A 25,448-nucleotide genomic window follows, 5' to 3' on the forward strand; every position below is an offset into this window, starting at 1 on the left:
AATAAAAGGAGTTTATCATGGCAAATCCGGTTTATTTGACACTGAACGGCGACCTTCAGGGGCTGATCTCAGCAGGTTGCTCTTCCCAAGCTTCCATTGGCAATAAGGCACAGATTACGCACAGGGATCAGATTATGGTGCTGGGGTTGTCTCATGGGCTTACCCGCGCACAGAACGTGAATCATCTTAGCCTTAACATCCATAAGCCGGTGGATAAATCTACGCCGTTACTGAGCAAAGCTATTACCGAAAACGAATGCCTGACGTGTGATTTTGAATTTTATCGTACCAACCGTTTCGGTATCAATGAACTGTATTACAAAGTGAAACTGATTAAGGCACGAATTTCAGATATCCACCTGTCAGTTCCTCATACCATTGCCGACAGCGGTGGTCAGCCAGAGGAAACGGTATCGTTCACTTATGAAAGTCTCACTCAGGAACACTGTATTGCCGGAACCAGCGCCTACAGCCTATGGGAAGAGCGACTTTTTTAGTGTGAATTGATCTGCTTTTTTTTAATAATTAGGCCGCTGTTGAAAGTATCCGGTTAGTAGGGGGGTATTCCTGACTGAGAATATTAGTGTTATTTACCCATATAATACTAATATCTTCTGTTTACAGCCAAGTCAGATATTCCCTTAGGTTTTAATCTCCAGGAATAATTAGAAATATGATGATCCTAAACTGAACGCAGACAGCTCATGGTGAAAATTAAGAGAAAACCAATTAAAGAGCATCGATGCCTTTAAAAAGAGCAAGTATCTGCAAAAATGGCGAGAGATCCAGCACATCAATAATGTGTTGCACCGACCAGAAATCGACCGTAGTCCTGAAAGCAAAAACCCGCCTTTTGGGCGGGTTCTCTGAATAAGTGGTGCCCGGACTCGGACTAACGCCGCAGGCGTTGAACAGCGCGCTTGTCGCGCTGGCCCCGAAGGGGTGAGCCGCTTGCGGCGAATAATCGAACGGAGTTCGATGAAGAGTCCGGTTCGCTAAAAGCAAAAACCCGCCTTTTGGGCGGGTTCTCTGAATAAGTGGTGCCGGACTCGGACTAACGCCGCAGGCGTTGAACAGCGCGCTTGTCGCGCTGGCCCCGAAGGGGTGAGCCGCTTGCGGCGAATAATCGAACGGAGTTCGATGAAGAGTCCGGTTCGCTAAAAGCAAAAACCCGCCTTTTGGGCGGGTTCTCTGAATAAGTGGTGCCCGGACTCGGAATCGAACCAAGGACACGGGGATTTTCAATCCCCTGCTCTACCGACTGAGCTATCCGGGCAACGGGGCGCATTAAAACCGATCCGCCTCGTTTCGTCAACGAAATTTCTTCAATTCAACGCAGACTGCACAATCTATCACCACTTTGCTGTTATTGCACGCATTCTCAAGCGAAATACGCGGTCCAGGCTGCGGAAAGCGGCATGGCGAGGAGCAGCGCCGGGAGCATATTGACCACGGCAAACATCTTAATCCCGCAGATGCGTAAACCAGTGGCGACCAGCAATAATCCCCCGACCGAACTGAAATCGGCCATCATTGCGGGGGTGGTGAGCGGCAATATCAGCGCCGCGCAGGTCGCCAGTGAAAGCTGGATGAGCAGCATCGGAGCCGCGATAGCCGACACGGCGATACCCAGAGAGCAGGCGAAGATCATGGCGGTAAAGAAATCGAGGAAGGATTTAGCAATCAGGATGCTCGGATCGCCGGTCATTCCTTCGCGCATAGCCCCAAAAATCCCCGTCCCGCTGGCGCAGAAAAGGACAATGATGGCGACATAATTCTGGATAAACGATTCATGGGGCTGCTTTTTACCCGACCGCATAAAGAGTGTCTGCGCTTTGGCGACGGCGGTGTTGATCCCCTTTTCCAGATAGCAAAACTCACCAATTAGCGCGCCGACCAGCGTTGCCAGCACCATAACCGGAAGATTGGCGCATTTGACCACCAGTAAGATCCCAATGCCAAGTGACGCGAGACCGAAAATAGAGGTCATGGAGAGACGAATCCGTTCCGGCAAACGTTGGCTAAGAAGGGCGCCAATAACACCACCCACCAAAACGGCGCTGGCGTTAATAAAAGGTCCAATTACCACGTAAGCTCCTGCTCATTATGTTTTCAAAGTGCATTATTATGACCTGGTTCTCATTTACAGTGTTGTTTAACCGCAACAAGTGTGCATAAGAATTAAATCTTGCCCCTCCTGGTTAAAGGTGCCATGATTGCGCGAATTTTCTCCAGTCTGTTCGGGGCCGCATGGGATGAACGCAACACCTCCACATCGCCTTTCGCATCGCCGGTTAGCGCGATGGCTGCCCCTTCTCGTTATTCCTTCCTTCTTACTCACCATGCGGTGAGGGCAACGTATGCTCACTGCAGGACAACAGTAAAATCAGAAACGGTCTGCTTTTACTGATGTCTGGCGGTCGGAGCTGGTGACCAGTTTGACCTAAACATCTCGTGGGGCAGGGCAATGAGCCTTGTCCGGGACTCTTATTCTCCCGAAACGGGTTTTTGCGCTTATGAAATCAATGAACATTGCCGCCAGTAGTGAACTGGTTTCTCGTTTATCTACTCATCGCGGCGTTGTGGCGCTGGACAGTACCGACTTTACCGATGTCGCTGCCGTCGTCATGACCGTTACCGATAGCCGTAGCGGCATTCTTGCGTTACTCAAACGCACGGGCTTTCATCTGCCGGTCTTTATTCTCACCGAAGAGAACATAGCTCTACCCGCAGGCGCGACCGCCGTTATTCGCGGTACTGCGCAGGAGTGGCTGGAGCTGGAATCTGCCGCCAGCCTGTATGAGGAAGACCTTCTGCCGCCGTTTTACGACACGCTGACGCAGTATGTGGAAATGAAAAACAGCACGTTCGCCTGTCCGGGACATCAGCACGGTGCATTCTTTAAAAAGCACCCAGCCGGGCGTCATTTCTATGACTTCTTTGGTGAAAATGTTTTTCGTGCCGACATGTGCAATGCCGACGTGAAATTGGGGGATTTGCTGATTCACGAGGGGTCAGCCAAAGATGCGCAAAAGTTTGCCGCCAAAGTCTTCCATGCCGATAAAACCTATTTTGTCCTGAACGGCACGTCAGCGGCGAATAAAGTGGTCACCAATGCGCTGCTGACGCGGGGTGATCTGGTGCTGTTCGATCGCAACAACCACAAATCGAATCACCACGGTGCGCTTATTCAGGCGGGGGCGACTCCGGTATATCTGGAGGCTGCCCGTAACCCGTTTGGTTTTATCGGTGGGATCGATGAACACTGCTTTGATGAAGCGTATCTGCGCGAACAGATCCGCGACATAGCCGCAGAAAAGGCAGAGTTGCCGCGTCCCTTCAGGCTGGCAATCATCCAGTTGGGAACCTACGACGGCACGATCTACAATGCCCGTCAGGTGATCGACAAAATCGGTCATCTTTGTGACTACATTCTGTTTGACTCTGCCTGGGTCGGCTATGAGCAGTTTATCCCAATGATGGCCGACGGCTCGCCGCTGCTGCTGGAGCTGAATGAAAACGATCCGGGTATTTTTGTCACCCAGTCGGTGCATAAACAGCAGGCCGGGTTCTCACAGACCTCGCAGATCCACAAGAAAGATAATCACATTCGTGGTCAGGCGCGTTTCTGTCCGCATAAGCGGCTGAACAATGCGTTCATGCTGCACGCTTCAACCAGTCCGTTCTACCCGCTGTTTGCCGCGCTGGATGTCAATGCCAAAATCCACGAAGGGGAGAGTGGTCGACGTCTGTGGGCAGAGTGCGTGACGCTGGGGATTGAGGCGCGTAAGGCTATCCTGACCCATTGTAAGCTGCTTGCGCCGTTCATTCCGCCGGTTGTGGAGGGTAAGGCGTGGCAGTCGTATCCCACCGAGGTGATTGCCCGCGAGCGGCGTTTCTTCAGCTTTGCGCCGGGAGCGAAATGGCACGGCTTCGAAGGGTATGCCGACGATCAGTATTTTGTCGATCCGTGCAAGCTGCTGCTCACCACGCCGGGTATTGATGCGCAGACCGGACGTTATACTGATTTTGGTATTCCGGCCACCATTCTGGCCCATTACCTGCGTGAAAACGGTATTGTGCCGGAGAAGTGCGATCTCAACTCGATTCTGTTCCTGCTGACGCCCGCCGAGAGTCCGGAAAAAATGGCGCATTTAACGGCGATGCTGGCACAGTTTGAACAGCATATCGAAGACGACACGCCGCTTGCACAGGTGCTTCCGACTATCTTCAATAAATATCCGGTGCGCTATCGCGACTACACCCTGCGCGAACTGTGTCAGGAGATGCACGATCTGTATGTCAGTTTTGACGTGAAGGATCTGCAAAAAGCGATGTTCCGTCAGGAGAGTTTCCCGACGGTGGCGCTGAACCCACAGGATGCCCACAGCGCCTTTATTCGTGGTGATGTTGAACTGGTGCGCATTCGTGATGCTGAAGGCCGTATCGCGGCGGAAGGGGCGCTGCCGTATCCTCCGGGCGTGCTGTGCGTAGTGCCGGGCGAAGTCTGGGGCGGTGCGGTACAGCGTTATTTCCTGGCGCTGGAAGAGGGGGTGAATATGCTGCCTGGGTTCTCGCCGGAGTTGCAGGGCGTTTATAGTGAAACCGATGCCGATGGCATTAAACGGTTATACGGGTATGTGTTGAAGTAATCGAAAGAGAATGCCGGATGGCGCTTGCGCTTATCCGGCCAGGTGTATCGGAGTAGGCCGGATAAGACGCGAAAGCGTCTTATCCGACAGAGAGATTAATGTGCGACGGTCTGCGTGCCGGTCGGGACGCGAACGTGCTTGTACTTAAACAGCGCCACGAAGGCAAAGGCCAGAACCAGTGAGTAGCCGGCAAAAATCAGCCACACGGTCTGCCAGTCGGTAATGCCGTTCAGGGTGTAATGCTCTACCACTTTCCCGCTTACCACGCCGCCGAGGATACAGCCGAAGCCGTTGGTCATCATCAGGAACATGCCCTGCGCACTGGCGCGGATTTCCGGACGAACTTCTTTCTCAACGAACACCGAACCGGAGATGTTGAAGAAGTCGAAGGCGCAGCCGTAAACAATCATCGACAGAACCAGCAGCACGGTACCAAACGGGCTCGGATCGCCGTAGGCGAACAGGCCGAAGCGCAACATCCACGCCACGATACTGATCAGCATGACGTTCTTGATCCCGTAACGGCTGAGGAAGAACGGAATGGTCAGGATGAACAGGGTTTCGGAGATCTGCGAGATCGACATCATCACCGACGCGTGCTCAACGATAAAGCTTCCGGAGAACAGCGGGTTGTTGTCGAAGCTGTGCAGGAAGGTGTTCCCGAACATGTTGGTAATTTGCAGTTCTGCGCCGAGCATCATTGAGAAGATGAAGAAGATAGCCATACGCTTGTTTTTAAACAGCGCGAAGGCATCCAGACCCAGCATAGAAGTCCAGCTTTGATTCTTCTGCTGATTCGCCACCGGAATGTGCGGCAGGGTCAACGTAAACAGCACCAGCATCACAGAGAGCGCCGCGCCAATATACAGCTGCATATGGCTCAGTTCAAAACCGGAGAAGCTCACGGCCCACATGGCGGCGATGAAACCGATGGTGCCCCAGATACGAATCGGCGGGAAGTCAGTAACGATGTCCATGCCTGCGTTCTGCAAGCGGTAATAGGAAATGGTGTTGATAAGCCCAAGCGTTGGCATATATGCCAGTGAGTTAAGCAGGATCACAAAGAACATCGCACCCGGCGTCGTGACTTCAGCGGCGATGAACAGCGTCACTGCACCCACCACGTGACAGATGGCGTATACCCACTTTGCACTGAGCCATTTGTCCGCCACGATCCCCAACAGGGTCGGCATCAGAACCGCCGCGATCCCCAGCGAGCTATAGACAGCACCAATAGAAGCACCGTCAAATTTGAGGGTGACAAACATATAGGAGCCGAGGGTGGTCAGCCAACTTCCCCACAGGCAGAACTGCAGAAAGGAGAGTATTTTCAGCTGCAGCTTAAGATTCATGTTAATTTCCTCACACAGGAAGGCGAATGAATGTTTCGATTGGCACAAATGCCGTGACTGTATGATGTGATTCTATCAACGACGATGGGTGATTTTTTGTTACCTGTGACAAATAATTGCAAAACAATACCTTTTTGCAATGCGAAAAAGTGACTTTTGTCACGTTTTGGGTCGCCCGCTCGCCGTTTTACCGGGAGCGGGGAAGAGAAGCATCAGTTCCGCCGATAGGTTTTTTGCGCGGAATTGACTTTATACAGATAACGGCGCGATTCAGAAGAGGGGTGACGCGTGGTTAACGTCTGGTACACATCCCCTGGCGTCATGCTGTTGATGATATTCGCGGCCTGCACTTTATCACTGGAGAAGACGCGCAGTACGCTGCCCGCCCCGCCATTGTAAGCGGTGATCACCGCATAGCGTCGTGACGTTGGGTTATCGATGCCGCCCAGATAGACATTGTTGAGCATCGCCAGATAGGCGGTGCCGGTATCAATGTTGCTGGCTGGATCGAACAGTTCACTGCGACTCGGGACACCGGAGCGGCCCTGGGAACGATAAACGTCTTTCCCGGCGGTATGCTGAACCACCTGCATCAGCCCCAGCGCATCGGAACGGCTTACTGCGTATGGGTTGAAGGATGACTCCGTCTGCATAATCGCCAGAATCAGCGACTCATCAATGCCATATTTATGGGATGCCTTGCGCACCATGCCGAGGTATTTATGCGCACGTTTATCCAGGTGATTCGGCACCAGGTTAATTGTCACGCTGAAAATCATGCGGATCCCGTTGCTGCGGCTTTTCATCCGCGTTTGCAGCAGGTAATCGGCGAATTTCGTCGCCCGGCCTTCCCAGCGGATCGGCTGACCTGTGTTATCGAGCACCTGGCCGTACAGGAACGGCTCTCTGGAGATCTGAATGTCATCGACATCAGAGTAGAGGTCGACGGAGGTGGGATCATCACCCATCAGCAACGTTTTAATGATGGCGCGCCGCAAATGTGCCGCAGGTTCAGTCCCGGCGATGGTCTCAACGGTAATGGTCCCGTCGTCAAAGTTAATATGGCTGCGGGTCTGGTACTGATCGGTGTACTTCACGTAGTCCTTTGGACCGGCGATCAGCACTTCTTGATAGCCCCACAGATTTTCAATGTTGTGGGCAAACTGCCCCATCAGAATGTCAAAACCGTTGGTATCCTTGATCCAGGCTTCATTATAAGAATCGCCTTTTTTGGTCGAACTGGAACAGGAGATGAGCAACGGCGCAATAACGGCAAGCGCGAGAAATTTTTTCATCATTCCGGGAGTGCGTGTTGTGTTTGTCGTTGTGCGGTGTTGCCGGACAGCGTTGAGCCATCCGGCAACGTGCTTATTTTTTATCTTCCGGCGTATAACCTTCGATATGCACGTCTTTGCCTTCAAACAGGAAGTTGATCATCTCTTGTTCCAGCAGTTTGCGATGCTCGACGTTCATCATATTGAGTTTCTTTTCGTTGATAAGCATAGTCTGCTTGTGCTGCCACTGCGCCCACGCTTCTTTTGAAATCTCGTTATAAATGCGTTTTCCCAGTTCGCCCGGGTACAGCTGGAAATCCTGTCCTTCTGCTTCACGCTGCAGGAAAGTGCAAAAAATCGTTCTGCTCATAACTTATCCTCTTCATCGTCCGGTGCGTTAAACGGGGGCACCGGTACGTAACTGCTGTAATAAACGCTCCACCGGAGCCGCCAGGCCAACAGATGGCGGTTGCGCTAAGTTATACCAGAGCGCGTTGCCTTCATCCATGCATGAACCGCATGAAGACACAGTAAGCCACATAGGCACAATATCCAGATGGAAATGGCTGAAGGTATGGCGAAACGCGTTAAGTTGGGTCAAATTATCAGCGTTCACATGCCGTTGCGCCAGCCATTCCCGTAATTCCTCTTCACTGGTAAACTGCGGAAAACAGAATAACCCACCCCACAATCCGCTTGGCGGGCGTTGTGCCAGTAAGACGTCGTCCTGATGTTGCAGCAGCAGAAAATAGCCTGTCCGCTCAGGCAGCGTCTGTTTCGGTTTCTTGCCAGGGTAAAGTGACCAGCTGTCATTCGCACAGGCGACACAACTGTTCTGCAACGGGCACAGCGAGCATTTCGGTTTTGAGCGCGTACACACCATCGCGCCTAAATCCATCATCGCCTGGTTAAAACGCTCCACTCCTTTCACCGGTGTAACGTGCTCGCTCAGATCCCAGAGTTTTTTCTCAACCTCTTTTTTACCCGGCCAGCCGCTAACAGCATAGCAGCGCGCCAGCACGCGTTTAACGTTGCCGTCAAGAATCGGAAAAGGTTGACCCAACGAGAGTGACAGCACGGCGCCGGCGGTTGAACGCCCGACGCCGGGGAGCGCCGCCACGTCTTCAAAGGTTTCAGGGAATACGCCGTTATGCAGCGTGGCTACCTGTTGCGCCGCCTTGTGCAGATTGCGCGCCCGGGCGTAGTAACCGAGCCCCGTCCACAGGTGAAGCACTTCGTCCAGCGGCGCGTTGGCGAGATCGGTCACCGTCGGGAAATGGGCCATAAACCGTTCAAAGTAAGGAATGACCGTCGTCACCTGGGTCTGTTGCAGCATCACTTCTGAGAGCCATACTTTGTAAGGCGTCTTATCAATTTGCCAGGGCAGGGTTTTTCGCCCGTATTTATCGTACCAGTCCAGAACCTGGGCTGAAAATTGAGACGCTTGCATGGTCACCGAATTCATTATTGTTGGGGGCAAGATTGCAGCACAGAGGCAACAGGGTGTAAACCGGAACTTTCCGCAGCGTGAGCGCTTCCTTTACTTGCATCCGGCAACTAACTTTGGATAATGCCCGTTTTCAGACCTTAATCACAAGCAGACTTAACTTTTATGAAAAACGACGTCATCTCACCGGAATTTGATGAAAACGGCCGTCCACTGCGCCGGATTCGTAGTTTTGTTCGTCGCCAGGGGCGGCTGACCAAAGGGCAGGAGCACGCGCTGGAAAACTACTGGCCGGTGATGGGCGTTGAATTCAGCGAAGATCCGGTGGATTTCGCGACGTTGTTTGGCCGTGAAGCGCCGGTTACGCTGGAGATTGGCTTCGGTATGGGCGCCTCACTGGTGGCAATGGCGAAAGCGCGTCCGGAGCAAAATTTCCTCGGTATTGAAGTTCACTCGCCTGGTGTGGGCGCATGTCTGGCGTCGGCCCATGACGAGGGCGTTGAGAACCTGCGTGTGATGTGCCATGACGCAGTCGAAGTGCTGCATAAAATGATTCCTGACAATTCTTTAACGATGGTTCAGCTCTTTTTCCCTGACCCGTGGCACAAAGCACGTCATAATAAACGCCGTATCGTTCAGGTACCGTTTGCCGAGCTGGTCAAAAGCAAACTGAAGCTGGGCGGCGTGTTCCACATGGCGACTGACTGGGAAGCCTATGCCGAGCACATGCTTAAAGTGATGTCCTCCATTGACGGATATAAAAACCTGTCAGAGAGTCACGATTACGTACCGCGCCCACCATCGCGCCCGGTAACCAAATTTGAACAACGTGGCCATCGTCTTGGTCATGGCGTATGGGACTTAATGTTCGAGAGGGTGAAATAATGGCAAAGAACCGTAGCCGTCGTCTGCGTAAAAAAATGCATATTGACGAATTCCAGGAATTAGGATTTTCGGTAGCATGGCGTTTCCCGGAAGGTACATCTGAAGAGCAGGTTGATAAAACCGTTGATGACTTTATCAATGACGTTATTGAACCGAACAAACTGGCTTTTGACGGCAGCGGTTATCTGGCCTGGGAAGGTCTGATCTGCATGCAGGAAATCGGCAAATGCACTGAAGAACATCAGGCGATTGTGCGTAAGTGGCTGGAAGAACACAAACTTGAAGAAGTGCGTACCAGCGAACTTTTCGACGTTTGGTGGGACTAAATACGCATACGGGGCCAGCATTTGCTGGCCCGATTTGTCTTGAGGGAAAGTTATGATGCGCAAAACGCTGCTGGCGGCAGCCCTTTCTGTAACGGCGATGACCGCTCATGCAGACTACCAGTGCAGCGTCACGCCGCGTGACGATGTGATTCTGAGCCCGCAAACGGTGCAGGTGAAGGGTGAAAACGGCAACCTGGTGATCACGCCGGACGGCAATGTGATGTACAACGGTAAGCAGTACACGCTGAGCGCCGCACAACGCGAGCAGGCGAAAGATTACCAGGCCGAACTGCGCAGCGCGCTGCCGTGGATTGATGAAGGTGCCAGAAACCGTGTCGAAAAAGGGCGCGTGGCGCTGGATAAAATTATCGCCAAAGAAGTGGGCGAGAGCAGTAACATGCGGGGGCGTCTGACGAAACTGGATGCCCAGTTGAAAGAGCAGATGAACCGGATTATCGAGCATCGTACTGACGGTCTGACCTTCCACTATAAAGCTATCGATCAGGTGCGTGCCGACGGTCAGCAACTGGTGAATCAGGCGATGGGCGGCATTTTGCAGGACAGCATCAACGAGATGGGGGCGAAAGCCGTTCTGAAAGGCGGTGGGAATCCACTGCAGGGCGTGCTGGGCAGTCTCGGCGGATTACAATCCGCGATCCAGACCGAATGGAAGAATCAGGAAAAAGATTTCCAGCAGTTCGGTAAAGATGTCTGCAGCCGCGTGGTGACGCTGGAAGATAACCGCAAGGCGCTGGTCAGCACGCTTAAATAAACTTTTCATATAAAACAATGGCACAGATCGCCTCTGTGCCATTTTCTTTTGCCTTTCCGCTTCGTTTTGATATCCACCTCTAAATTTAACAATCTGATAGATACATTTGTCTGGTTAATTGGATGAAATCACATTATTCAGCTCTGGCATTGGGATAATGCGGCAAATTCACGTAACTGGAGAAATAACATGGAGTTTTTCAGGAAAACGGCACTGGCAGCACTGGTAATGGGTTTCAGCGGTGCAGCACTCGCCTTACCGAACGTTACCATTTTAGCGACCGGCGGGACGATTGCCGGTGGCGGTGACTCCGCAACCAAATCTAACTATACGGCGGGCAAAGTTGGCGTAGAGAATCTGGTCAAAGCCGTTCCTCAACTTAAGGATATCGCTAACGTTAAGGGTGAGCAGGTTGTCAATATCGGTTCGCAGGATATGAACGACGACGTCTGGTTAACCCTGGCGAAAAAGATCAATAACGAGTGTGACAGCACCGACGGCTTCGTGATTACCCACGGTACTGACACCATGGAAGAGACCGCTTACTTCCTCGATCTGACCGTGAAGTGCAACAAGCCGGTAGTGCTGGTTGGCGCAATGCGTCCGTCTACCGGAATGAGCGCGGACGGTCCGTTCAACCTCTATAACGCGGTAGTGACAGCGGCGGATAAAGCCTCTGCCAACCGTGGCGTGCTGGTCGTGATGAATGACACCGTGCTTGACGGGCGCGACGTGACCAAAACCAACACCACCGATGTGGCGACCTTCAAATCCGTTAACTACGGACCGCTGGGCTACATTCATAACGGTAAAATCGACTACCAGCGTACGCCTGCGCGTAAGCACACCACCTCCACGCCGTTCGACGTTTCTAAGCTGAATGAACTGCCGAAGGTCGGTATCGTCTATAACTACGCGAATGCTTCCGATCTGCCGGCAAAAGCGCTGGTGGATGCCGGTTATGATGGGATTGTGAGCGCTGGTGTGGGTAACGGCAACCTGTACAAAACGGTCTTCGATACGCTGGCAACCGCAGCGCATAAAGGAACTGTTGTAGTGCGTTCTTCCCGCGTACCGACTGGTTCAACCACGCAGGATGCTGAAATCGATGATGCGAAGTACGGTTTCGTTGCCTCTGGTTCTCTGAACCCACAGAAGGCACGCGTACTGCTGCAACTGGCGCTGACTCAGACTAAAGATCCGAAACAGATCCAGACGATGTTTAATCAGTATTAATCGCTGATGCCCCAGTCAAGCGGCTGGGGCAGTTTTCTGAAATATCTCTCTGACCAGTGAATCATTAATCTGCTAACGATCATTTTAATTATGATGGTGGCGGTTAGCATTATTCTGGACGGGAGGTCCGCAAATGTTTCGACAATGGATAGCAGGTGCGGCGTTTTTTACGCTGGTTTCAGGTTATAGCTGGGCGGAAGTCGCTCAACCTGGCGATTGCGTCTTGAAAGATGCGTTTAGTAAGCAGTATCACGGCGTGCTTAAACTGAATTCTGTCACCTTAAAAAATCTTGATTCCACTGGTAATCAGGCCACCTGGTCTGCGGAGGGCGACGTCTCTTCCAGTGATGATCTTTATACCGGCATCGGTATGGCTGCGGATTATTACTTTGTGGAACGTACCTGGATAAAAGATCGACCGGTTAAATTTTCCGCGATGTTAACCAGTACAGGGACACCTGCTTCCGGCTGGAGGGTGAATTTCTATTCCTTTCAAGCGGCAGCCAGCAATGAAGGGCGGGTTATTACTGATATTAAAACCAACGATAAATATCTCATCGTAAATGGAGATGATTTTAACTACCGATTCAGTCAAATTGATGCTTCATATATCGCGCAGAAAAAGTCGATCGCCCACCTCGAAGAACAAATAAAAACGCTGGATAAACAAATAGCTGTTGCTCAACAAAAGGCCGATGACTATTGGGGTAAAGCGTCTGATGGTAAAACACTGACCCGGGAAGAGGCATTCCACAAGATGTTTAAAGTGCGCGATGACTTTGTCAAAGCGAACGACAGCAGTGCGTTTGCCGAGAAATATGCAAAAGAAGTGTATCAGCCAGCGTTAGACGCATGTCATAAAAAGAGTGACAATTGTTATGAAACGCCCATTCAGCAAAAGAGAGATTTCGATATACAAGAGCAAAGACGGCAGGTCTTTCTGAAATCGCAAGAACTCAGCCGAAAAGCGCTAGCTGACTGGATCGCGTATGAAAAAGGACAGTATCCGCTGAACATAGCTGCCTCTAAACTTCGTATGCAGCAGACGGATCTGCATATCAAGATTGACGATATCAATGAAGGCTATGATCGCTGGAAAAAAGAGACCGATGAATTACGACGCCACGGAGTTCTCCGGTAATGGGAGGGATGCGCCACCGGCGCATCCAGAATCATTCGGGGAGAAACAGCTCAAGCAGCGAATTTAAAAACAGTTTTCCGTGCCGGGTGATCTGCCAGTGCGTAGCGGATTCGGTCAGATACCCCTGGGCTATGGCGTCATCGATCTGCTGACGAATTACCTCTTCACTCAGTCCCGTATACTGAGTAAATTCAGCGCGGGGGGCGGCTTCCAGCAGACGGAATCGGTTCATGAAAAATTCAAACGGTTTATCGACCTGCTCCACATCGCGCTGACTTTCCAGATAACGTCCCTGCATATAGCCACGCGGATGGCGCGTTTTGGTGGTGCGCAGAATGCGGCCATCGGGGAACGTGACTTTACCGTGTGCGCCGCAGCCGATGCCGAGATAATCGCCAAAGCGCCAGTAATTCAGGTTGTGCTGACACTGGTAGCCCGGTCTGGCATAGGCTGAGGTTTCATACTGCTGATAACCTGCGGCGGTTAACAACTGGTGGCCCTGTTCGAAGATGTCCCACAGTGCATCATCGTCCGGTAACACCGGCGGGCGGGAACCAAACAGCGTATTTGGTTCAATCGTCAGTTGATACCACGAGAGATGCGGCGGATTCAGCGCAATTGCCTGGCGCAGGTCATCCAGGGCGTCGTCCAGTGACTGGTCCGGCAGGCCGTGCATTAAATCGAGATTAAAGCTGCGCAGGCCTAAACCGCTGGCGAGATTCGCCGCGCGGCAGGCCTCCTGCGGGCCGTGAATGCGTCCCAGACGCTTCAGTTTTGCTTCGCTAAAGCTCTGCACGCCGATAGAAATACGGTTTACCCCGGCATGCTGATAATCGACAAAGCGATCGGCTTCGACCGTACCCGGATTCGCTTCCATCGTAATTTCCGCATCCGCTGACAGATTCAGGCGCGCACGCACGCCATCGAGCAGCGTTTGCATCGCCGGGCCGGAAAGCAGGCTCGGCGTACCGCCACCGATGAAAATCGTCTTCACTTCGCGGCCCTGCGCATACGTGACGTCCGCGTCGAGATCGCTCAGCAGATGCTGGACGTAATCATCGTGCGGGACTTCACCTTTTAATGCATGCGAGTTGAAATCGCAGTACGGGCATTTCTGCACGCACCACGGGATGTGAATGTAAAGACTCAGCGGCGGCAACTTAACCATTACGTAAGGCTTCCAGCAGTAGCTTCAGCGCCTGTCCACGGTGGGAAATCGCGCTTTTCTCTTCACGCGTCAGTTCGGCAGCGGTTTTACCTGCCGAAGGCACGAAGAAGATTGGGTCATAGCCAAAGCCGCCGTTGCCTGATGCCGTACGCGCAATCACGCCCGGCCAACTGCCGTGACACACCAGCGGTGTAGGATCGTCAGCATGACGCAGATAGACCAGCACGCAGTGGAAGCGCGCCTGACGCTGTTCGTCCGGCACATCCTTCAGGGTATGCAGCAGCTTTTCCAGGTTCTGTTGATCGCTCGCGTCTTCACCGGCATAGCGCGCAGAGTAGATGCCCGGCGCGCCGCCCAGCGCGTCAACGGCCAGACCGGAGTCGTCGGCAATCGCCGGTAAACCGGTGATTTGTGCGGCATGGCGCGCTTTCAGGATCGCGTTTTCAATAAAGGTTAGCCCGGTCTCTTCGGCAGAATCGACGCCGAGATCCGTTTGCGCTACCACATCAAGCCCGAAATCGCTGAGCAGCGACGCGAGCTCACGCACTTTACCGGCATTGCCGGTTGCGAGGACTACTTTTTGCATAGGATACCTAATCAGTTAATGCCGCGACTTCTGGCGGGATCTGTTGCGGATGAATGATTTTAACCTGTTTATGGCGGCCAAGTTCGCCCTTTTCAATGACAACCTGGCTCTTTGCCACGCGGAACTGCTTACCGAGAAACTTCACCAGATGACTGTTCGCCTGGCCATCCACCGGCGGGGCGGTAATGGCGACTTTCAGTTCGTCGCCATGTAAACCGACAATGCTGTCGCGGCTGGCTTTCGGCTGAATATAGAGCTGTAAAACCAGTCCGTCATCGCAGCGGGTTACGGCACTCATAGCGCCATCCACAGCCCCGGCAGCAGCATATTACCGGTTGCCTGCAGAACCTCGCCAATCCCCATGTTGATCACGTACAACAGCAGGACGAGAATCATTGGCGAGAAATCGATGCCGCCCATACCCGGGAGAATGCGACGAATCGGGCGCAGCAGCGGATCGGCCAGTTGAATCAGCACATACTCAATCGGGCTACGGCCCTGGCTTACCCAGCTCATGATGGCCATCACCAGCAGCACCCAGAAGATCAACAGCCCGATGGTTTTGAGCACGATCAGCACAGCGGCGATCCAGACGATCGGCAGGAACGTCACCACTTTAAACAGCACTATCGCTTTGATAAAGCTGAGGATAAACGCAACCAGCAGCGATGCGCTGTCGACTGGTCCCATCGGGGGAATAATACGGCGCAGTGGCCCAATAATCGGTTGCGTCACTTTCACCACAAACTGGGAGAAAGGGTTATAAAAGTCACAGCGAGCCCATTGCATCCACACGCGCAATAACAGCACCATGGTGTACAGCTCAATTACCGTTGAGAGCAAGAAGGTCAACGTATTCATGGCGTTCCTCAGATTTCCTTAATTTTTTGTGTAATCACGTGCACCAAAAATGGCGGTGCCGATACGTACCATCGTGCTACCCGCCGCAATGGCGGCTTCCATATCATCCGACATACCCAGCGACAGGGTATCGACGTCAGGATAGCGCGTCTTCAGCCCGGCAAATGCTACAGCCATTTGGCGGGCAACTTCAAACTGCCTTACATAATCTGACTCAGGGGCAGGGATCGCCATCAGACCGCGCAGACGAAGATTCGGTAATTCGACGACCTCAGCGGCAAGTGCGTCCAGTTCCTCCAGTGGAATGCCGGACTTGCTGTTTTCATCGCTAATGTTGATTTGAATCAGCACGTTCAGCGGTTCCAGTTCTGCCGGACGCTGTTCGTTCAGCCGGGTAGCAATGCGCAGGCGGTCGAGAGTATGGCACCAGTCAAAGTGCTCGGCCACCAGACGGCTTTTGTTGGACTGTAACGGGCCGATAAAGTGCCATTGCAGGCCGGCAATGCCTTTCTCGCGAAAGTGGCGAATTTTCTCCACCCCTTCCTGCACGTAATTTTCACCAAAGGCTAACTGACCAGCGGCGATGGCTTCTTCGATGGCGCTCGCAGGTTTGGTTTTACTCACTGCAAGTAACGTAACTTCTTCTGAAGCGCGCCCGCAACGCGATGCGGCGGCTGAGATTTTGTCCCGGACCTGTGCCAGGTTATGCGCGATATCGTTCATTTTCCGAGGATCTGTCTATGAATATGGAAGAAATTGTGGCCCTTAGTGTAAAGCATAACGTCTCGGATCTACACCTAAGCAATGCGTGGCCTGCGCGCTGGCGAAAACGGGGACGCATGGAGCGTGCACCCTTTACCGCAACCGACATTACCGGACTGCTGGCGGACTGGCTGGATGAGGGGCAGCAGGCGGCGTTACGACAAAATGGGCAACTGGATTTCGCGGTTTCGCTCGCGGATAACCAGCGCCTGCGGGCCAGCGCCTTTCACCAGCGGCAGGGGACGTCGCTGGCGCTACGGCTGCTGCCGACGCAGTGCCCGACGCTGGAAACGCTGGGGACGCCTTCTGTGCTGCCCGAACTGCTCCGCAGCGAGAATGGTTTGATTCTGGTGACTGGGGCGACAGGCAGCGGAAAATCAACTACCCTGGCGGCGATGGTCACGTGGCTGAATCAGCATATCGATGGACATATTCTGACGCTGGAAGATCCCATCGAGTATATCTACACCAGCCAGCGCTGCCTGATTCAGCAGCGTGAAGCAGGACTGCACTGCGCCTCATTTGCCACCGGATTACGCGCGGCGCTGCGTGAAGATCCGGATGTGATTCTGCTGGGAGAGCTACGCGACAGCGAGACCATTCGTCTGGCGCTAACGGCGGCGGAAACGGGGCATCTGGTGCTGGCGACGCTGCATACGCGCGGTGCCGCGCAGGCGATCGAGCGACTGATTGATTCTTTTCCGGCGCAGGAAAAAGACCCGGTGCGCAGCCAACTGGCAGGCAGTCTGCGCGCCGTACTGTCGCAGAAACTGGAACCCGACAAGCAGGAGGGGCGCGTTGCGCTGTATGAACAGCTGATCAACACGCCGGCAGCGGGGAATTTGATTCGGGAAGGGAAGTCCCATCAGTTACCCCATGTCATTCAGACCGGGCAGCAGATGGGGATGATGACCTTTGCCCAGAGCCTGCAACAGCGACAGGCACAAGGACGGCTTTAAGCAACGTATGGGATCAGTAGCCCTGCTCGAAGTAACTTTCGAGAATGATAACGGCGGAGGCGGAATCGATCTTACCTTTATTCAGCGCGCGATAGCCACCCTGCTCAAACAGGCCGGAGCGTGCCTCGACGGTGCTGAGTCGCTCATCGTGTAAGGTGACCGTAACGCCGAAACGCCCGTGAATGCGGTTGGCGAACTTGCGCGCGCGCGCAGTGAGCGGTTGCTCGGTGCCGTCCATATTCAGCGGTAGGCCAACGATGATCTCATCCGGTTGCCACTCTTTGAGCAGGCGTTCGATCAGGTTCCAGTCCGGCGTACCGTCCTGCGCTTTAATCGCGGGCAGGGCGCGCGCTGTGCCGGTTACCCGCTGACCAATCGCCACGCCGATACTTTTGGTGCCAAAATCAAAGGCCAGTAATGTTTCACTCATCAGGCATGCCCCGCCACGCCGGGCATCGTCAGGATGTCGATACCGATCAGTCGGGCGGCTTCACGCCAGCGATCGGCAATCGGTGTTTTAAACAGGATATTGAGATCGGCAGGGGCAGTCAGCCAGGCGTTGTCCAGCAGCTCTTGTTCAAGCTGGCCTTTCTCCCAGGAGGAGTAACCGAGCGCGACCAGCACATCGGCAGGTTGCTCATTCGTGCCTAAGGTTTCAAGCACGTCGCGAGACGTGGTGATGACGGTGTTATCCGAGATGCGGATACTGGAGGCAAAACGCGACGGCGGCGTGTGCAGGATAAACCCGCGATCTTCCGCTAACGGGCCGCCAAGCATCACTGCTTTATCCAGACGGATCGCCGGATCGCGCGGTTCTGGCGCGATTTTTAGTTTTTCCAGAATCCCTTCAATCTGGAGATTTTCCAGAGGCTTATTCACAATAATCCCCATTGCGCCATCTTCGTTATGTTCGCAAATGTACACCACTGAACGGCGGAAAATCGGATCCTGGAGAGCAGGCATGGCAATAAGAAAGTGATGCTGTAAATTCATTGTCAGAGGTTCTGTTTCCTGGTTCAAAAAAGCAACAGGGGTCAGTATGTGGGTAAAGCGCACGGATGTCACTACTGTAGGCCGGATAAGACGCCTGTGTCGCCCTCCGGCATCGGTGTCTTAATGCCTGATGGCGCTACGCTTATCAGGCCTACAGCACTGGTTCATGGCTGATTATTTTTGCAAACGTGCTTCGATAGCGTCCATCAGCATCCCGGTGATGGAGATCGGGAATTCGGCTTCAATCTCGCGGATACAGGTCGGGCTGGTGACGTTAATCTCGGTCAGACGATCGCCAATGATATCCAGACCGACAAAAATCAGTCCTTTGGCTTTCAGTGTCGGCCCGATACGGCGCGCGATTTCCCAGTCGCTCTCGGTTAACGGACGTGGTTCACCGCGACCGCCTGCGGCCAGGTTGCCACGGGTCTCGCCGCCCTGCGGAATGCGCGCCAGGCAGTACGGAACCGGTTCTCCATCAACGACCAGCACGCGTTTGTCGCCATCTTTAATGGCTGGCAAATAGTTCTGCGCCATGCAGTAGCGGGTACCATGTTCGGTCAGGGTTTCCGCAATCACGCCGAGGTTCGGATCGCCTTCTTTAACACGGAAGATCGACGCGCCGCCCATGCCGTCAAGCGGCTTGAGAATAATATCGCTGTGCTTCTGCCAGAACGCCTTCAGTTGCGCTTTGTTGCGAGTGACCAGCGTTTCCGGCGTCAGGTCAGAGAACCAGGCGGTGAACAGCTTTTCGTTACAGTCACGCAGGCTCTGCGGCTTGTTGACGATCAGCGTCCCTTTTTCTTCCGCGCGTTCCAGAATATAGGTGGCGTAGATGAACTCGGTATCAAACGGCGGATCTTTACGCATCAGAATGACGTCGAGGGCGTCCAGCGGCAGATCCTGCTCGCCGGTAAACTCATACCATTTATCATAGTTCTGCTCGACGCTCAGGGTACGCGTGCGGGCGCGGGCTTCACCGTTAATCAGATAAAGATCGGCCATCTCCATATAATGAAGTTCGTAACCACGACGTTGCGCTTCCAGCAGCATAGCGAAGCTGGAGTCTTTCTTGATATTGATGCTTGCGATGGGGTCCATCACGATGCCGAGCTTGATCATTATTCTTCTCCGTTAGCCCAGATCGCCAAATCGCACCTGAAGCGCGGTAATGGCGGTGAGCGCAGTTGTCTCAGTACGCAGAACGCGAGGTCCTAACAGAATATCAGTAAACTGATAGCGTGCGGTCATGGCAATTTCCTCTGCTGACAGCCCACCTTCCGGGCCAATCAGCAAACGAACGCGCTCAACCGGAAGTGGCAATGTGTTGATACTGTCGCTGGCGCGGGGATGGAGGTTCAGTTTCAACCCCTCGTTCTGTTCTGCACACCAGGCTTCCAGATCCATCGCCGGGCGAATTTCCGGCACCCGGTTGCGACCACACTGTTCGCAGGCGGCAATGGCGATTTTCTGCCACTGCTGGAGCTTCTTGTTCAGACGTTCATTGTCCAGTTTAACGCCGCAGCGTTCAGAAAAAAGTGGCGTAATGAGGCTTACACCCAGTTCGATCGATTTCTGAATGGTGAACTCCATCTTCTCGCCGCGCGACATGACCTGGCCAAGATGGATGTGCAGCGGCGATTCACGATCGTCAATCTCGCCATGTAGCACCTTTACGTCGACGCTTTTTTTGCTGGCGCGGGTGATTTCAGCGGCGAAAACCTGATTGCTGCCATCAAACAGCTGCAGTTCCTGACCTGGCCCCATCCGCAAAACGCGTCCGATATGGTTGGCGGCATCTTCGCACAGGGAAATCTGGCTGCCGGCGGTGATGGGTTCTGGGTGATAAATGCGGGGAATGCGCATAGTTATAAATCCGCGTCATCTCCCCACGCAGTCTCGCCGCGCGGGGTAAGGGGTTAATCAAATATCCCGCTAGTGTAGGTTAGCTCTTTTGCGCCTGGCAAGCGCGTTGCACGTAAGGGTTATGGTTTCCCTGAATCTTCGCGATCCGTTCGTCGCGCTCACACTCCCAGTCGGTAACTGGATACAGCCTGTTCCAGGCATTGAAAAGCTGGGTTTGCTGGCGGGATAGCGTCAGGTTGTACTGGTCGCGCATATAAAAGTAGGTCCGCGCAATCGCACCGCGCGCGCGGGCGGGTGGTTCGGCGATCTTTTCTTTGAAATCGACTTTCATGGCGCACTGCCCATATTGACCTTCGCCGCCGTTCCACTGGCTGTACATGAAGTTACCGCGATCGCCATTCACCTCACCGACGGCGGGTTGCAGGTTATGCATGTCGCTTTCCATTTTGCGATAGACCGGATCTTTGGCGCAGTTTTTCCGTCCGCCTTCCTGCCAGCATTGGCGTTGGTGGCCAAACTGCCATGCCGGAACGACGTGTTCCCATTCGATTCGGCTGGCGCGATTCTCGTTCTTTCGCACTTTGTAGCCGCAGGAGTCGAGATTGACGACCCCCTTCTTGCCCTGCCAGTTGATTTTACATCCGCAATAGAAGTCGCCAGGGACATCGGCGTTAACCTTGACGCCTGCGGTCTTTGCCTGTGAGAAACTGTTAATGCCAGCGGCCAACGTCTGGCCCGAAAGGGCTACCGTAAAAAAGGCGGTAGCCAAAAAAAGAGGACGGTACATCATGAACTCCGTATCAAAGCGAGCCCGCAACGTAACGAAAGTTGATGTGTGATGCAATCAGTCAGATCAGGAAAGTTCCTGATAGTTCTGGTTATTTAAGCGGCACTAAGGGTTCGCCGCAGTGGACGCAGCGGTAGGTGGCTTCGCCGCGCACCACGCGATTATGGCGGCGGATGGTCAGTTGATGCTCCTGACACCGGCAGCGGTATGGGAAAGTGTTGCGGCGTATCGATTGCAGTTCGAACTGATGCGTGCGGCGTGCGGGGACACCGAGCACGCTTTCCATCATCCACTTCCACTCTTTACCGTGCGGCGCAACCCGACCAAATCGCTTCCACACCAGTAAATGCGCCAGTTCGTGCGGCACCACTTCGTTGATAAACGCTTCGACGTTTTCCATCAGCAGCACCGGATTTAGGCGAATTTCGTAACTTTCCAGCCAGGCGGTGCCGGCAGAGGTGCCACGTTGTTGATACACCAACGTGGGTTCGGGATAGCTGCAGCCGAGCTTCAGGTTAGCCTGAGCGAGGTTATCGCGCAGACTACGCATGACGGCTTGCTGGACAGCAATAGGGAGACGGGCGGTTTTCATAACGGCAGAGAATAGTGCGACAGGGATGGGACTGCAAGAGGAAGGCGTCCTCCCGTGGGGGAGGACGCAAAGGGCAGATTAATCGTGTGCGCCGATTTCGCGCAGTTTACGACCTTTCATCAGGTTACGTTCAATGTGCTCCAGCGAGACGTGTTTGGTTTCCGGCACCAGCCACAGCGTCAGCAGGATAAACAGCACATTCAGACCAGCGTAAACCCAGAAGGTATTCGCATTACCGAGGTTTTGCAGCATGGTCAGGAACGTCGCGCCGACGATCATGTTGGCAATCCAGTTGGTTGCCGTCGAGCAGGTGATACCAAAATCACGGCCCTTCAGCGGCTGGATTTCAGAACACAGCACCCAAATCAGCGGACCGGCGCTCATCGCAAAACCAATGATGAACATCAGCAGCATCGCGATAGCGAAGTACTGCGCGGACGGGGAGTGGATGCCAACATGCATCATCGTTCCGAGGATCCCCATTCCGGCCGCCATCACCAGGAATCCCAGCGTCAGTGTCGGTTTACGACCCCAGCGGTCAACCAGACCGATAGCGATAAAGGTGGCCAGCACGTTGGTCAGACCGACAATCACGGTGCCCCACATCTGCTCTGAGGTGTTGGTGTAACCCGCCATTTCAAAGATTTTTGGCGCGTAGTACATGATGACATTCATCCCGGTGAACTGCTGCATCACCTGCAACAGCACGCCGAGGAACACTGCGCGACGGAAGTTGCTGTTCTCTTTGAACAACGCCCAACCGCTCTGTTTCACCTGTAGGCTTTCGCGGATTTCATCCAGCTCGCGTTTGGCTTCTGCGCTGGTATCACGCAGGCGTAGCAATACGCGTTCAGCATCGACAAAGCGCCGTTTTGCTGCAAACCAGCGCGGGCTGTCCGGCAGGAAGAAGACGCCGATCAGCAACAGAATCGCCGGGATGATAATCACGCCCAGCATCCAGCGCCATGCGCCGCTGTAGCTGAAGGCGGTATCCGACAGATAGGCGCCGAGGATCCCGATGGTGATCATCAACTGGTACATAGAGATCATGCTGCCGCGAATTTTTTCCGGCGCGATCTCAGACAGGTACAGCGGGGCGGTGTAAGACGCCACGCCAACGGCCAGACCCAGCAGGACGCGGGAAAGGATCAGCACTTCAACGTTCGGCGCTGCCGCGGAGAACAGCGAACCGGCGACAAACAGGATCGCGCCGATCATCAGGCTTTTCTTGCGCCCGAGTTTGAAAGAGAGCCAGCCGCTGCCGACCGCACCGACTGCTGCACCGAACATCATGGAGCTGACGACCCACTCCTGAGTATGTGCGGAGATCTGGAATTCATCGGTGATAAACGGTAATGCGCCAGCAATAACGCCGATATCCAGGCCAAAAAGTAATCCTGCCAGGGCTGCAAGGAAGCAGACAAAAAATGTCATCGCCTTATTGGAACGCCCCTGTTTTTTATTGTCAGGCATTATGCCCTCCGTTTGGGTTATCAGTTTTGTTGATAATTAGGGTAGGTGAGTACACCGCAAAAATATGTGATTGTTATCACGTAAGTGTAATCGGTTACACTGCCCGTTTATCGTCATTTACATTAATAAGTTGAAAATTATAGATTAATTAAACTGAGGTGTATCACGTTTGCGTAGATTTAAGACTTAGCTGAAATAAAATGTAACAGCAGAGAAAGCCAGAACATGCAAAGTGATTATTCTGAAACGAGTACTTTCACCCCATGGTGTAAGCGGTTTCAATTAATGGCGTGCGGAGGAATTTCTGGCGGGGCGTAAAGAAAAAAGGCCAGCGCGAGGCTGGCCTTACGTCACGGATGTCGGTCGCTTACTTCAGACCGGCAGCGTCGCGCAGCAGAGCGGCTTTGTCGGTTTTTTCCCACGGGAAATGTTCGCGACCAAAGTGACCGTACGCAGCGGTCTCTTTGTAGATCGGGTGCAGCAGATCCAGCATCTGAATCAGACCGTACGGACGCAGATCGAAGAACTCGCGAACCAGCAGCGTCAACTGCTCAGCAGACACTTTCTCGGTACCGAAGGTTTCCACCATGATGGAAGTCGGTTCAGCCACGCCGATCGCGTAGGAAACCTGAATTTCACAACGGTCAGCCAGGCCTGCGGCAACGATGTTTTTCGCGACATAACGTCCTGCGTAAGCTGCAGAACGGTCCACTTTCGATGGATCTTTACCGGAGAATGCGCCGCCACCGTGACGCGCCATGCCGCCGTAGGTATCAACGATGATCTTACGACCGGTCAGACCGCAGTCACCCATTGGGCCGCCGATAACAAAACGGCCGGTCGGGTTGATGAAGAATTTGGTGGCAGAGTTCAGCCATTCGGTCGGCAGAACCGGCTTGATGATCTCTTCCATCACCGCTTCTTTCAGCGTCGTCTGATCGATCTCTTCCGCATGCTGGGTGGAGAGCACCACGGCGTCGATGCCGACAATTTTGCCGTCGTCGTACTGGAAGGTCACCTGGCTTTTCGCATCCGGGCGCAGCCACGGCAGGGTACCATTTTTACGCACTTCAGCCTGACGCTGCACCAGACGGTGCGCGTAGGTGATCGGCGCAGGCATCAGCACGTCGGTTTCGTTGGTGGCATAGCCAAACATCAGGCCCTGGTCGCCAGCGCCCTGTTCCAGCGGATCGGCACGGTCAACGCCCTGGTTGATATCCGGAGACTGTTTACCAATGGCGCTCAGGACAGCACACGAGTTGGCATCAAAGCCCATGTCGGAATGCACATAGCCAATCTCGCGCACGGTATTACGTGTGATCTCTTCGATATCGACCCATGCGCTGGTGGTGATTTCACCGCCAACTAAAACCATGCCGGTTTTCACGTAGGTCTCACACGCGACGCGCGCTTTCGGATCCTGTTCCAGGATAGCATCGAGCACGGCATCAGAGATTTGGTCTGCGATTTTGTCAGGATGCCCTTCTGATACGGACTCGGACGTAAAAAGGTGTTTTGCCATGTTTTATTTCACCTAAGGAGAATTTGGTTAGCTCAAACTGTTGTGCGGAAAAGCCAAAGCAGAAGATTCTACCAAGGCCTGCAGGTTAGTGACACTGGCAGTCTGAGTGTTAATCAGTATGGATGGATTAACATCTGGATGGCTATTTTAGGTCACTTCTTCACCCGATTTCCACTGTTTTTTGAATCAGCTCTCACTATGTTGAAAACATGAGGGGAAATTTTTACAGATACTGCTGACAATCTGCGCATTTATGTTTTGCTTTTTCATTCTGTTGTCGGTATAAAACGCGGCGCGCGGCTCATACAAAAAGCACACGACGTTTTCTTCGTGTCGCCACTTCCAGCCGGGTTAAAACGTTAGCTTTGGCTTGTGGGTGCGTTCCTGATGGAGCGACCATGGAGGTGATAAGAGATAATGAACCGTTGTATTTTGCTGAATCTGTCGCACCGTTCTGGTGTGCGTATGTCCTCCACAATTTGCATCTCTGCTTTGCATACCTGCCGATGTTATACCCATCTCGGCGCTTCTCAGGACTCCAGAGCCGGTAACTGGCACTAAGGACTGAACAAGGGCGCTCTTGTGGAAACAAGAGTTTTCTCGTGGTTTCGCCGAACCGTCATACGTAAGTTCGGTTACGTGTTTTACAATGATATGAAAAAGAAACCGGTCGCGCAGGCGGAGTACCAGCACTTTCTGCTGGAAAATCCGACTGTTTATGGGTTGTTATCGCCTCTTCGGATTGCGATAGTAGTCAACTGTTTTACACTTGTTAATAAAATTTGAGGTTCGCT

The 25,448-nt window shown here is 53.4% G+C and carries 29 protein-coding genes and 1 tRNA gene; 10 read left to right on the top strand and 20 right to left on the bottom strand.

Translation table 11 applies throughout. The annotated features are described in order from the left end of the window. Window positions 1-17: 17 nt before the first annotated feature. A complete protein-coding gene (locus tag KI228_RS03860; protein ID WP_058587577.1) occupies window positions 18-497 on the top strand; it encodes an Hcp family type VI secretion system effector in 480 nt (159 codons plus the stop codon). 232 nt (window positions 498-729) lie between these two features. Here the strand turns inward: KI228_RS03860 and KI228_RS03865 are convergent, their stop codons facing one another. The 3 genes from KI228_RS03865 to KI228_RS03875 form a co-directional block, all read right to left on the bottom strand. Then, window positions 730-1,005 (bottom strand): hypothetical protein, encoded by a 276-nt coding sequence (locus tag KI228_RS03865; protein ID WP_192575745.1) that lies wholly within the window; start codon window positions 1,003-1,005, stop codon window positions 730-732. A 195-nt stretch (window positions 1,006-1,200) separates the two neighbouring features. Then, window positions 1,201-1,276: transfer RNA gene (locus KI228_RS03870), tRNA-Phe, on the bottom strand. Window positions 1,277-1,381: 105 nt separating this feature from the next. Then, complete coding sequence (locus KI228_RS03875; protein WP_058587586.1) at window positions 1,382-2,089, bottom strand: DUF554 domain-containing protein; 708 nt, start codon at window positions 2,087-2,089, stop codon at window positions 1,382-1,384. Window positions 2,090-2,516: 427 nt separating this feature from the next. On the opposite strand from KI228_RS03875, the gene KI228_RS03880 reads away from it, so the two are divergent. Continuing rightward, window positions 2,517-4,652 carry an ornithine decarboxylase gene (locus tag KI228_RS03880; RefSeq protein WP_061070567.1) on the top strand — a complete coding sequence of 712 codons (2,136 nt, stop codon included), beginning with the start codon at window positions 2,517-2,519 and terminating at the stop codon, window positions 4,650-4,652. 95 nt (window positions 4,653-4,747) lie between these two features. On the opposite strand, the gene KI228_RS03885 is transcribed toward KI228_RS03880, so the two are convergent. From KI228_RS03885 to mutY, 4 genes are all read right to left on the bottom strand, one after another. Continuing rightward, on the bottom strand, window positions 4,748-6,004 hold the full coding sequence (locus tag KI228_RS03885) for a nucleoside permease (RefSeq protein WP_044255678.1): 1,257 nt from the start codon (window positions 6,002-6,004) through the stop codon (window positions 4,748-4,750). 212 nt (window positions 6,005-6,216) lie between these two features. Beyond that, complete coding sequence (mltC, locus tag KI228_RS03890) at window positions 6,217-7,299, bottom strand: membrane-bound lytic murein transglycosylase MltC (protein WP_054176411.1); 1,083 nt, start codon at window positions 7,297-7,299, stop codon at window positions 6,217-6,219. A 73-nt stretch (window positions 7,300-7,372) separates the two neighbouring features. Further along, a complete protein-coding gene (locus KI228_RS03895; RefSeq protein WP_042998071.1) occupies window positions 7,373-7,648 on the bottom strand; it encodes an oxidative damage protection protein in 276 nt (91 codons plus the stop codon). A 27-nt stretch (window positions 7,649-7,675) separates the two neighbouring features. Then, a complete protein-coding gene (gene mutY, locus KI228_RS03900; protein WP_061070566.1) occupies window positions 7,676-8,728 on the bottom strand; it encodes an A/G-specific adenine glycosylase in 1,053 nt (350 codons plus the stop codon). Window positions 8,729-8,890: 162 nt separating this feature from the next. Between mutY and trmB the strand changes: the two genes are divergently transcribed. From trmB to KI228_RS03925, 5 genes are all read left to right on the top strand, one after another. Then, the gene (trmB, locus tag KI228_RS03905; RefSeq protein WP_044263972.1) at window positions 8,891-9,610 is read left to right on the top strand and encodes a tRNA (guanosine(46)-N7)-methyltransferase TrmB; all 720 of its coding nucleotides are present in this window, start codon (window positions 8,891-8,893) and stop codon (window positions 9,608-9,610) included. Then, window positions 9,610-9,936, top strand: coding sequence for a YggL family protein (locus tag KI228_RS03910; protein ID WP_042998068.1), 327 nt, complete (start codon window positions 9,610-9,612; stop codon window positions 9,934-9,936). The genes trmB and KI228_RS03910 overlap by 1 nt, the downstream gene beginning before the upstream one ends. 52 nt (window positions 9,937-9,988) lie before the next feature. Then, window positions 9,989-10,708: a YggN family protein gene (locus KI228_RS03915; protein ID WP_042998067.1), complete on the top strand. Its 720-nt coding sequence runs from the start codon at window positions 9,989-9,991 to the stop codon at window positions 10,706-10,708. 189 nt (window positions 10,709-10,897) lie between these two features. After that, window positions 10,898-11,944, top strand: a complete 1,047-nt coding sequence (ansB, locus tag KI228_RS03920) for an L-asparaginase 2 (protein ID WP_042998066.1) — start codon at window positions 10,898-10,900, stop codon at window positions 11,942-11,944. A 133-nt stretch (window positions 11,945-12,077) separates the two neighbouring features. Continuing rightward, window positions 12,078-13,085, top strand: a complete 1,008-nt coding sequence (locus KI228_RS03925) for a DUF1202 family protein (protein ID WP_061070565.1) — start codon at window positions 12,078-12,080, stop codon at window positions 13,083-13,085. A 31-nt stretch (window positions 13,086-13,116) separates the two neighbouring features. Here the strand turns inward: KI228_RS03925 and hemW are convergent, their stop codons facing one another. Genes hemW through KI228_RS03950 form a run of 5 tightly spaced genes read right to left on the bottom strand, consistent with a single transcriptional unit; the run spans window position 13,117 to window position 16,423 of the window. After that, window positions 13,117-14,253: a radical SAM family heme chaperone HemW gene (gene hemW / locus KI228_RS03930; protein WP_042998064.1), complete on the bottom strand. Its 1,137-nt coding sequence runs from the start codon at window positions 14,251-14,253 to the stop codon at window positions 13,117-13,119. Beyond that, window positions 14,246-14,839, bottom strand: coding sequence for an XTP/dITP diphosphatase (locus KI228_RS03935; protein ID WP_044263976.1), 594 nt, complete (start codon window positions 14,837-14,839; stop codon window positions 14,246-14,248). The genes hemW and KI228_RS03935 overlap by 8 nt, the downstream gene beginning before the upstream one ends. Before the next feature lie 7 nt (window positions 14,840-14,846). Further along, window positions 14,847-15,137 (bottom strand): DUF167 family protein YggU, encoded by a 291-nt coding sequence (yggU, locus tag KI228_RS03940; protein WP_141227392.1) that lies wholly within the window; start codon window positions 15,135-15,137, stop codon window positions 14,847-14,849. Continuing rightward, window positions 15,134-15,700, bottom strand: coding sequence for a YggT family protein (locus KI228_RS03945; protein WP_042998061.1), 567 nt, complete (start codon window positions 15,698-15,700; stop codon window positions 15,134-15,136). Before KI228_RS03945 ends, yggU begins: the two co-directional genes overlap by 4 nt. 18 nt (window positions 15,701-15,718) lie before the next feature. Continuing rightward, window positions 15,719-16,423 carry a YggS family pyridoxal phosphate-dependent enzyme gene (locus tag KI228_RS03950; protein ID WP_061070564.1) on the bottom strand — a complete coding sequence of 235 codons (705 nt, stop codon included), beginning with the start codon at window positions 16,421-16,423 and terminating at the stop codon, window positions 15,719-15,721. Window positions 16,424-16,440: 17 nt separating this feature from the next. Here KI228_RS03950 and KI228_RS03955 point away from each other — a divergent pair, with 17 nt between their 5' ends. Beyond that, on the top strand, window positions 16,441-17,421 hold the full coding sequence (locus tag KI228_RS03955) for a type IV pilus twitching motility protein PilT (protein ID WP_212807543.1): 981 nt from the start codon (window positions 16,441-16,443) through the stop codon (window positions 17,419-17,421). Between the two features lie 13 nt (window positions 17,422-17,434). Here the strand turns inward: KI228_RS03955 and ruvX are convergent, their stop codons facing one another. The 8 genes from ruvX to metK form a co-directional block, all read right to left on the bottom strand. Continuing rightward, the gene (gene ruvX, locus KI228_RS03960) at window positions 17,435-17,851 is read right to left on the bottom strand and encodes a Holliday junction resolvase RuvX (RefSeq protein WP_042998058.1); all 417 of its coding nucleotides are present in this window, start codon (window positions 17,849-17,851) and stop codon (window positions 17,435-17,437) included. Beyond that, on the bottom strand, window positions 17,851-18,414 hold the full coding sequence (locus tag KI228_RS03965) for a YqgE/AlgH family protein (protein WP_042998057.1): 564 nt from the start codon (window positions 18,412-18,414) through the stop codon (window positions 17,851-17,853). Before KI228_RS03965 ends, ruvX begins: the two co-directional genes overlap by 1 nt. Before the next feature lie 174 nt (window positions 18,415-18,588). Then, window positions 18,589-19,536, bottom strand: coding sequence for a glutathione synthase (gene gshB / locus KI228_RS03970; protein ID WP_044255655.1), 948 nt, complete (start codon window positions 19,534-19,536; stop codon window positions 18,589-18,591). Between the two features lie 12 nt (window positions 19,537-19,548). Then, window positions 19,549-20,280, bottom strand: a complete 732-nt coding sequence (rsmE, locus tag KI228_RS03975; protein WP_061070561.1) for a 16S rRNA (uracil(1498)-N(3))-methyltransferase — start codon at window positions 20,278-20,280, stop codon at window positions 19,549-19,551. Window positions 20,281-20,359: 79 nt separating this feature from the next. Beyond that, on the bottom strand, window positions 20,360-21,067 hold the full coding sequence (gene endA / locus KI228_RS03980) for a deoxyribonuclease I (protein WP_061070560.1): 708 nt from the start codon (window positions 21,065-21,067) through the stop codon (window positions 20,360-20,362). 91 nt (window positions 21,068-21,158) lie between these two features. Further along, window positions 21,159-21,659 carry a SprT family zinc-dependent metalloprotease gene (locus tag KI228_RS03985; RefSeq protein ID WP_044255652.1) on the bottom strand — a complete coding sequence of 167 codons (501 nt, stop codon included), beginning with the start codon at window positions 21,657-21,659 and terminating at the stop codon, window positions 21,159-21,161. 78 nt (window positions 21,660-21,737) lie between these two features. Further along, on the bottom strand, window positions 21,738-23,132 hold the full coding sequence (gene galP, locus KI228_RS03990; protein WP_042324088.1) for a galactose/proton symporter: 1,395 nt from the start codon (window positions 23,130-23,132) through the stop codon (window positions 21,738-21,740). A 367-nt stretch (window positions 23,133-23,499) separates the two neighbouring features. Further along, complete coding sequence (gene metK / locus KI228_RS03995; protein ID WP_042998052.1) at window positions 23,500-24,654, bottom strand: methionine adenosyltransferase; 1,155 nt, start codon at window positions 24,652-24,654, stop codon at window positions 23,500-23,502. Between the two features lie 417 nt (window positions 24,655-25,071). On the opposite strand from metK, the gene KI228_RS24465 reads away from it, so the two are divergent. Continuing rightward, a complete protein-coding gene (locus KI228_RS24465) occupies window positions 25,072-25,215 on the top strand; it encodes a hypothetical protein (RefSeq protein ID WP_269460499.1) in 144 nt (47 codons plus the stop codon). Between the two features lie 93 nt (window positions 25,216-25,308). Further along, window positions 25,309-25,440 (top strand): acid stress response protein YqgB, encoded by a 132-nt coding sequence (gene yqgB / locus KI228_RS04005; protein WP_043001726.1) that lies wholly within the window; start codon window positions 25,309-25,311, stop codon window positions 25,438-25,440. The last annotated feature ends 8 nt before the right edge of the window (window positions 25,441-25,448 follow it).

The sequence above is a fragment of the Citrobacter amalonaticus genome (genome assembly GCF_018323885.1).
Classification (GTDB): Bacteria; Pseudomonadota; Gammaproteobacteria; order Enterobacterales; family Enterobacteriaceae; genus Citrobacter_A; species Citrobacter_A amalonaticus.

Excerpts from the sequence above, each read along its gene's own strand:
- trmB (WP_044263972.1), top strand. The coding sequence starts at position 8,891 with ATGAAAAACGACGTCATCTCACCGGAATTTGATGAAAACGGCCGTCCA.
- galP (WP_042324088.1), bottom strand. The coding sequence starts at position 23,132 with ATGCCTGACAATAAAAAACAGGGGCGTTCCAATAAGGCGATGACATTT.
- KI228_RS03955 (WP_212807543.1), top strand. The coding sequence starts at position 16,441 with ATGAATATGGAAGAAATTGTGGCCCTTAGTGTAAAGCATAACGTCTCG.
- KI228_RS03860 (WP_058587577.1), top strand. The coding sequence starts at position 18 with ATGGCAAATCCGGTTTATTTGACACTGAACGGCGACCTTCAGGGGCTG.
- mltC (WP_054176411.1), bottom strand. The coding sequence starts at position 7,299 with ATGAAAAAATTTCTCGCGCTTGCCGTTATTGCGCCGTTGCTCATCTCC.
- KI228_RS24465 (WP_269460499.1), top strand. The coding sequence starts at position 25,072 with ATGAACCGTTGTATTTTGCTGAATCTGTCGCACCGTTCTGGTGTGCGT.
- mutY (WP_061070566.1), bottom strand. The coding sequence starts at position 8,728 with ATGCAAGCGTCTCAATTTTCAGCCCAGGTTCTGGACTGGTACGATAAA.
- KI228_RS03945 (WP_042998061.1), bottom strand. The coding sequence starts at position 15,700 with ATGAATACGTTGACCTTCTTGCTCTCAACGGTAATTGAGCTGTACACC.
- KI228_RS03935 (WP_044263976.1), bottom strand. The coding sequence starts at position 14,839 with ATGCAAAAAGTAGTCCTCGCAACCGGCAATGCCGGTAAAGTGCGTGAG.
- hemW (WP_042998064.1), bottom strand. The coding sequence starts at position 14,253 with ATGGTTAAGTTGCCGCCGCTGAGTCTTTACATTCACATCCCGTGGTGC.
- ruvX (WP_042998058.1), bottom strand. The coding sequence starts at position 17,851 with ATGAGTGAAACATTACTGGCCTTTGATTTTGGCACCAAAAGTATCGGC.
- ansB (WP_042998066.1), top strand. The coding sequence starts at position 10,898 with ATGGAGTTTTTCAGGAAAACGGCACTGGCAGCACTGGTAATGGGTTTC.
- KI228_RS03895 (WP_042998071.1), bottom strand. The coding sequence starts at position 7,648 with ATGAGCAGAACGATTTTTTGCACTTTCCTGCAGCGTGAAGCAGAAGGA.
- yggU (WP_141227392.1), bottom strand. The coding sequence starts at position 15,137 with ATGAGTGCCGTAACCCGCTGCGATGACGGACTGGTTTTACAGCTCTAT.
- KI228_RS03915 (WP_042998067.1), top strand. The coding sequence starts at position 9,989 with ATGATGCGCAAAACGCTGCTGGCGGCAGCCCTTTCTGTAACGGCGATG.
- metK (WP_042998052.1), bottom strand. The coding sequence starts at position 24,654 with ATGGCAAAACACCTTTTTACGTCCGAGTCCGTATCAGAAGGGCATCCT.
- KI228_RS03985 (WP_044255652.1), bottom strand. The coding sequence starts at position 21,659 with ATGAAAACCGCCCGTCTCCCTATTGCTGTCCAGCAAGCCGTCATGCGT.
- yqgB (WP_043001726.1), top strand. The coding sequence starts at position 25,309 with ATGAAAAAGAAACCGGTCGCGCAGGCGGAGTACCAGCACTTTCTGCTG.
- KI228_RS03880 (WP_061070567.1), top strand. The coding sequence starts at position 2,517 with ATGAAATCAATGAACATTGCCGCCAGTAGTGAACTGGTTTCTCGTTTA.
- rsmE (WP_061070561.1), bottom strand. The coding sequence starts at position 20,280 with ATGCGCATTCCCCGCATTTATCACCCAGAACCCATCACCGCCGGCAGC.
- KI228_RS03965 (WP_042998057.1), bottom strand. The coding sequence starts at position 18,414 with ATGAATTTACAGCATCACTTTCTTATTGCCATGCCTGCTCTCCAGGAT.
- endA (WP_061070560.1), bottom strand. The coding sequence starts at position 21,067 with ATGTACCGTCCTCTTTTTTTGGCTACCGCCTTTTTTACGGTAGCCCTT.
- gshB (WP_044255655.1), bottom strand. The coding sequence starts at position 19,536 with ATGATCAAGCTCGGCATCGTGATGGACCCCATCGCAAGCATCAATATC.
- KI228_RS03925 (WP_061070565.1), top strand. The coding sequence starts at position 12,078 with ATGTTTCGACAATGGATAGCAGGTGCGGCGTTTTTTACGCTGGTTTCA.
- KI228_RS03950 (WP_061070564.1), bottom strand. The coding sequence starts at position 16,423 with ATGAACGATATCGCGCATAACCTGGCACAGGTCCGGGACAAAATCTCA.
- KI228_RS03910 (WP_042998068.1), top strand. The coding sequence starts at position 9,610 with ATGGCAAAGAACCGTAGCCGTCGTCTGCGTAAAAAAATGCATATTGAC.
- KI228_RS03885 (WP_044255678.1), bottom strand. The coding sequence starts at position 6,004 with ATGAATCTTAAGCTGCAGCTGAAAATACTCTCCTTTCTGCAGTTCTGC.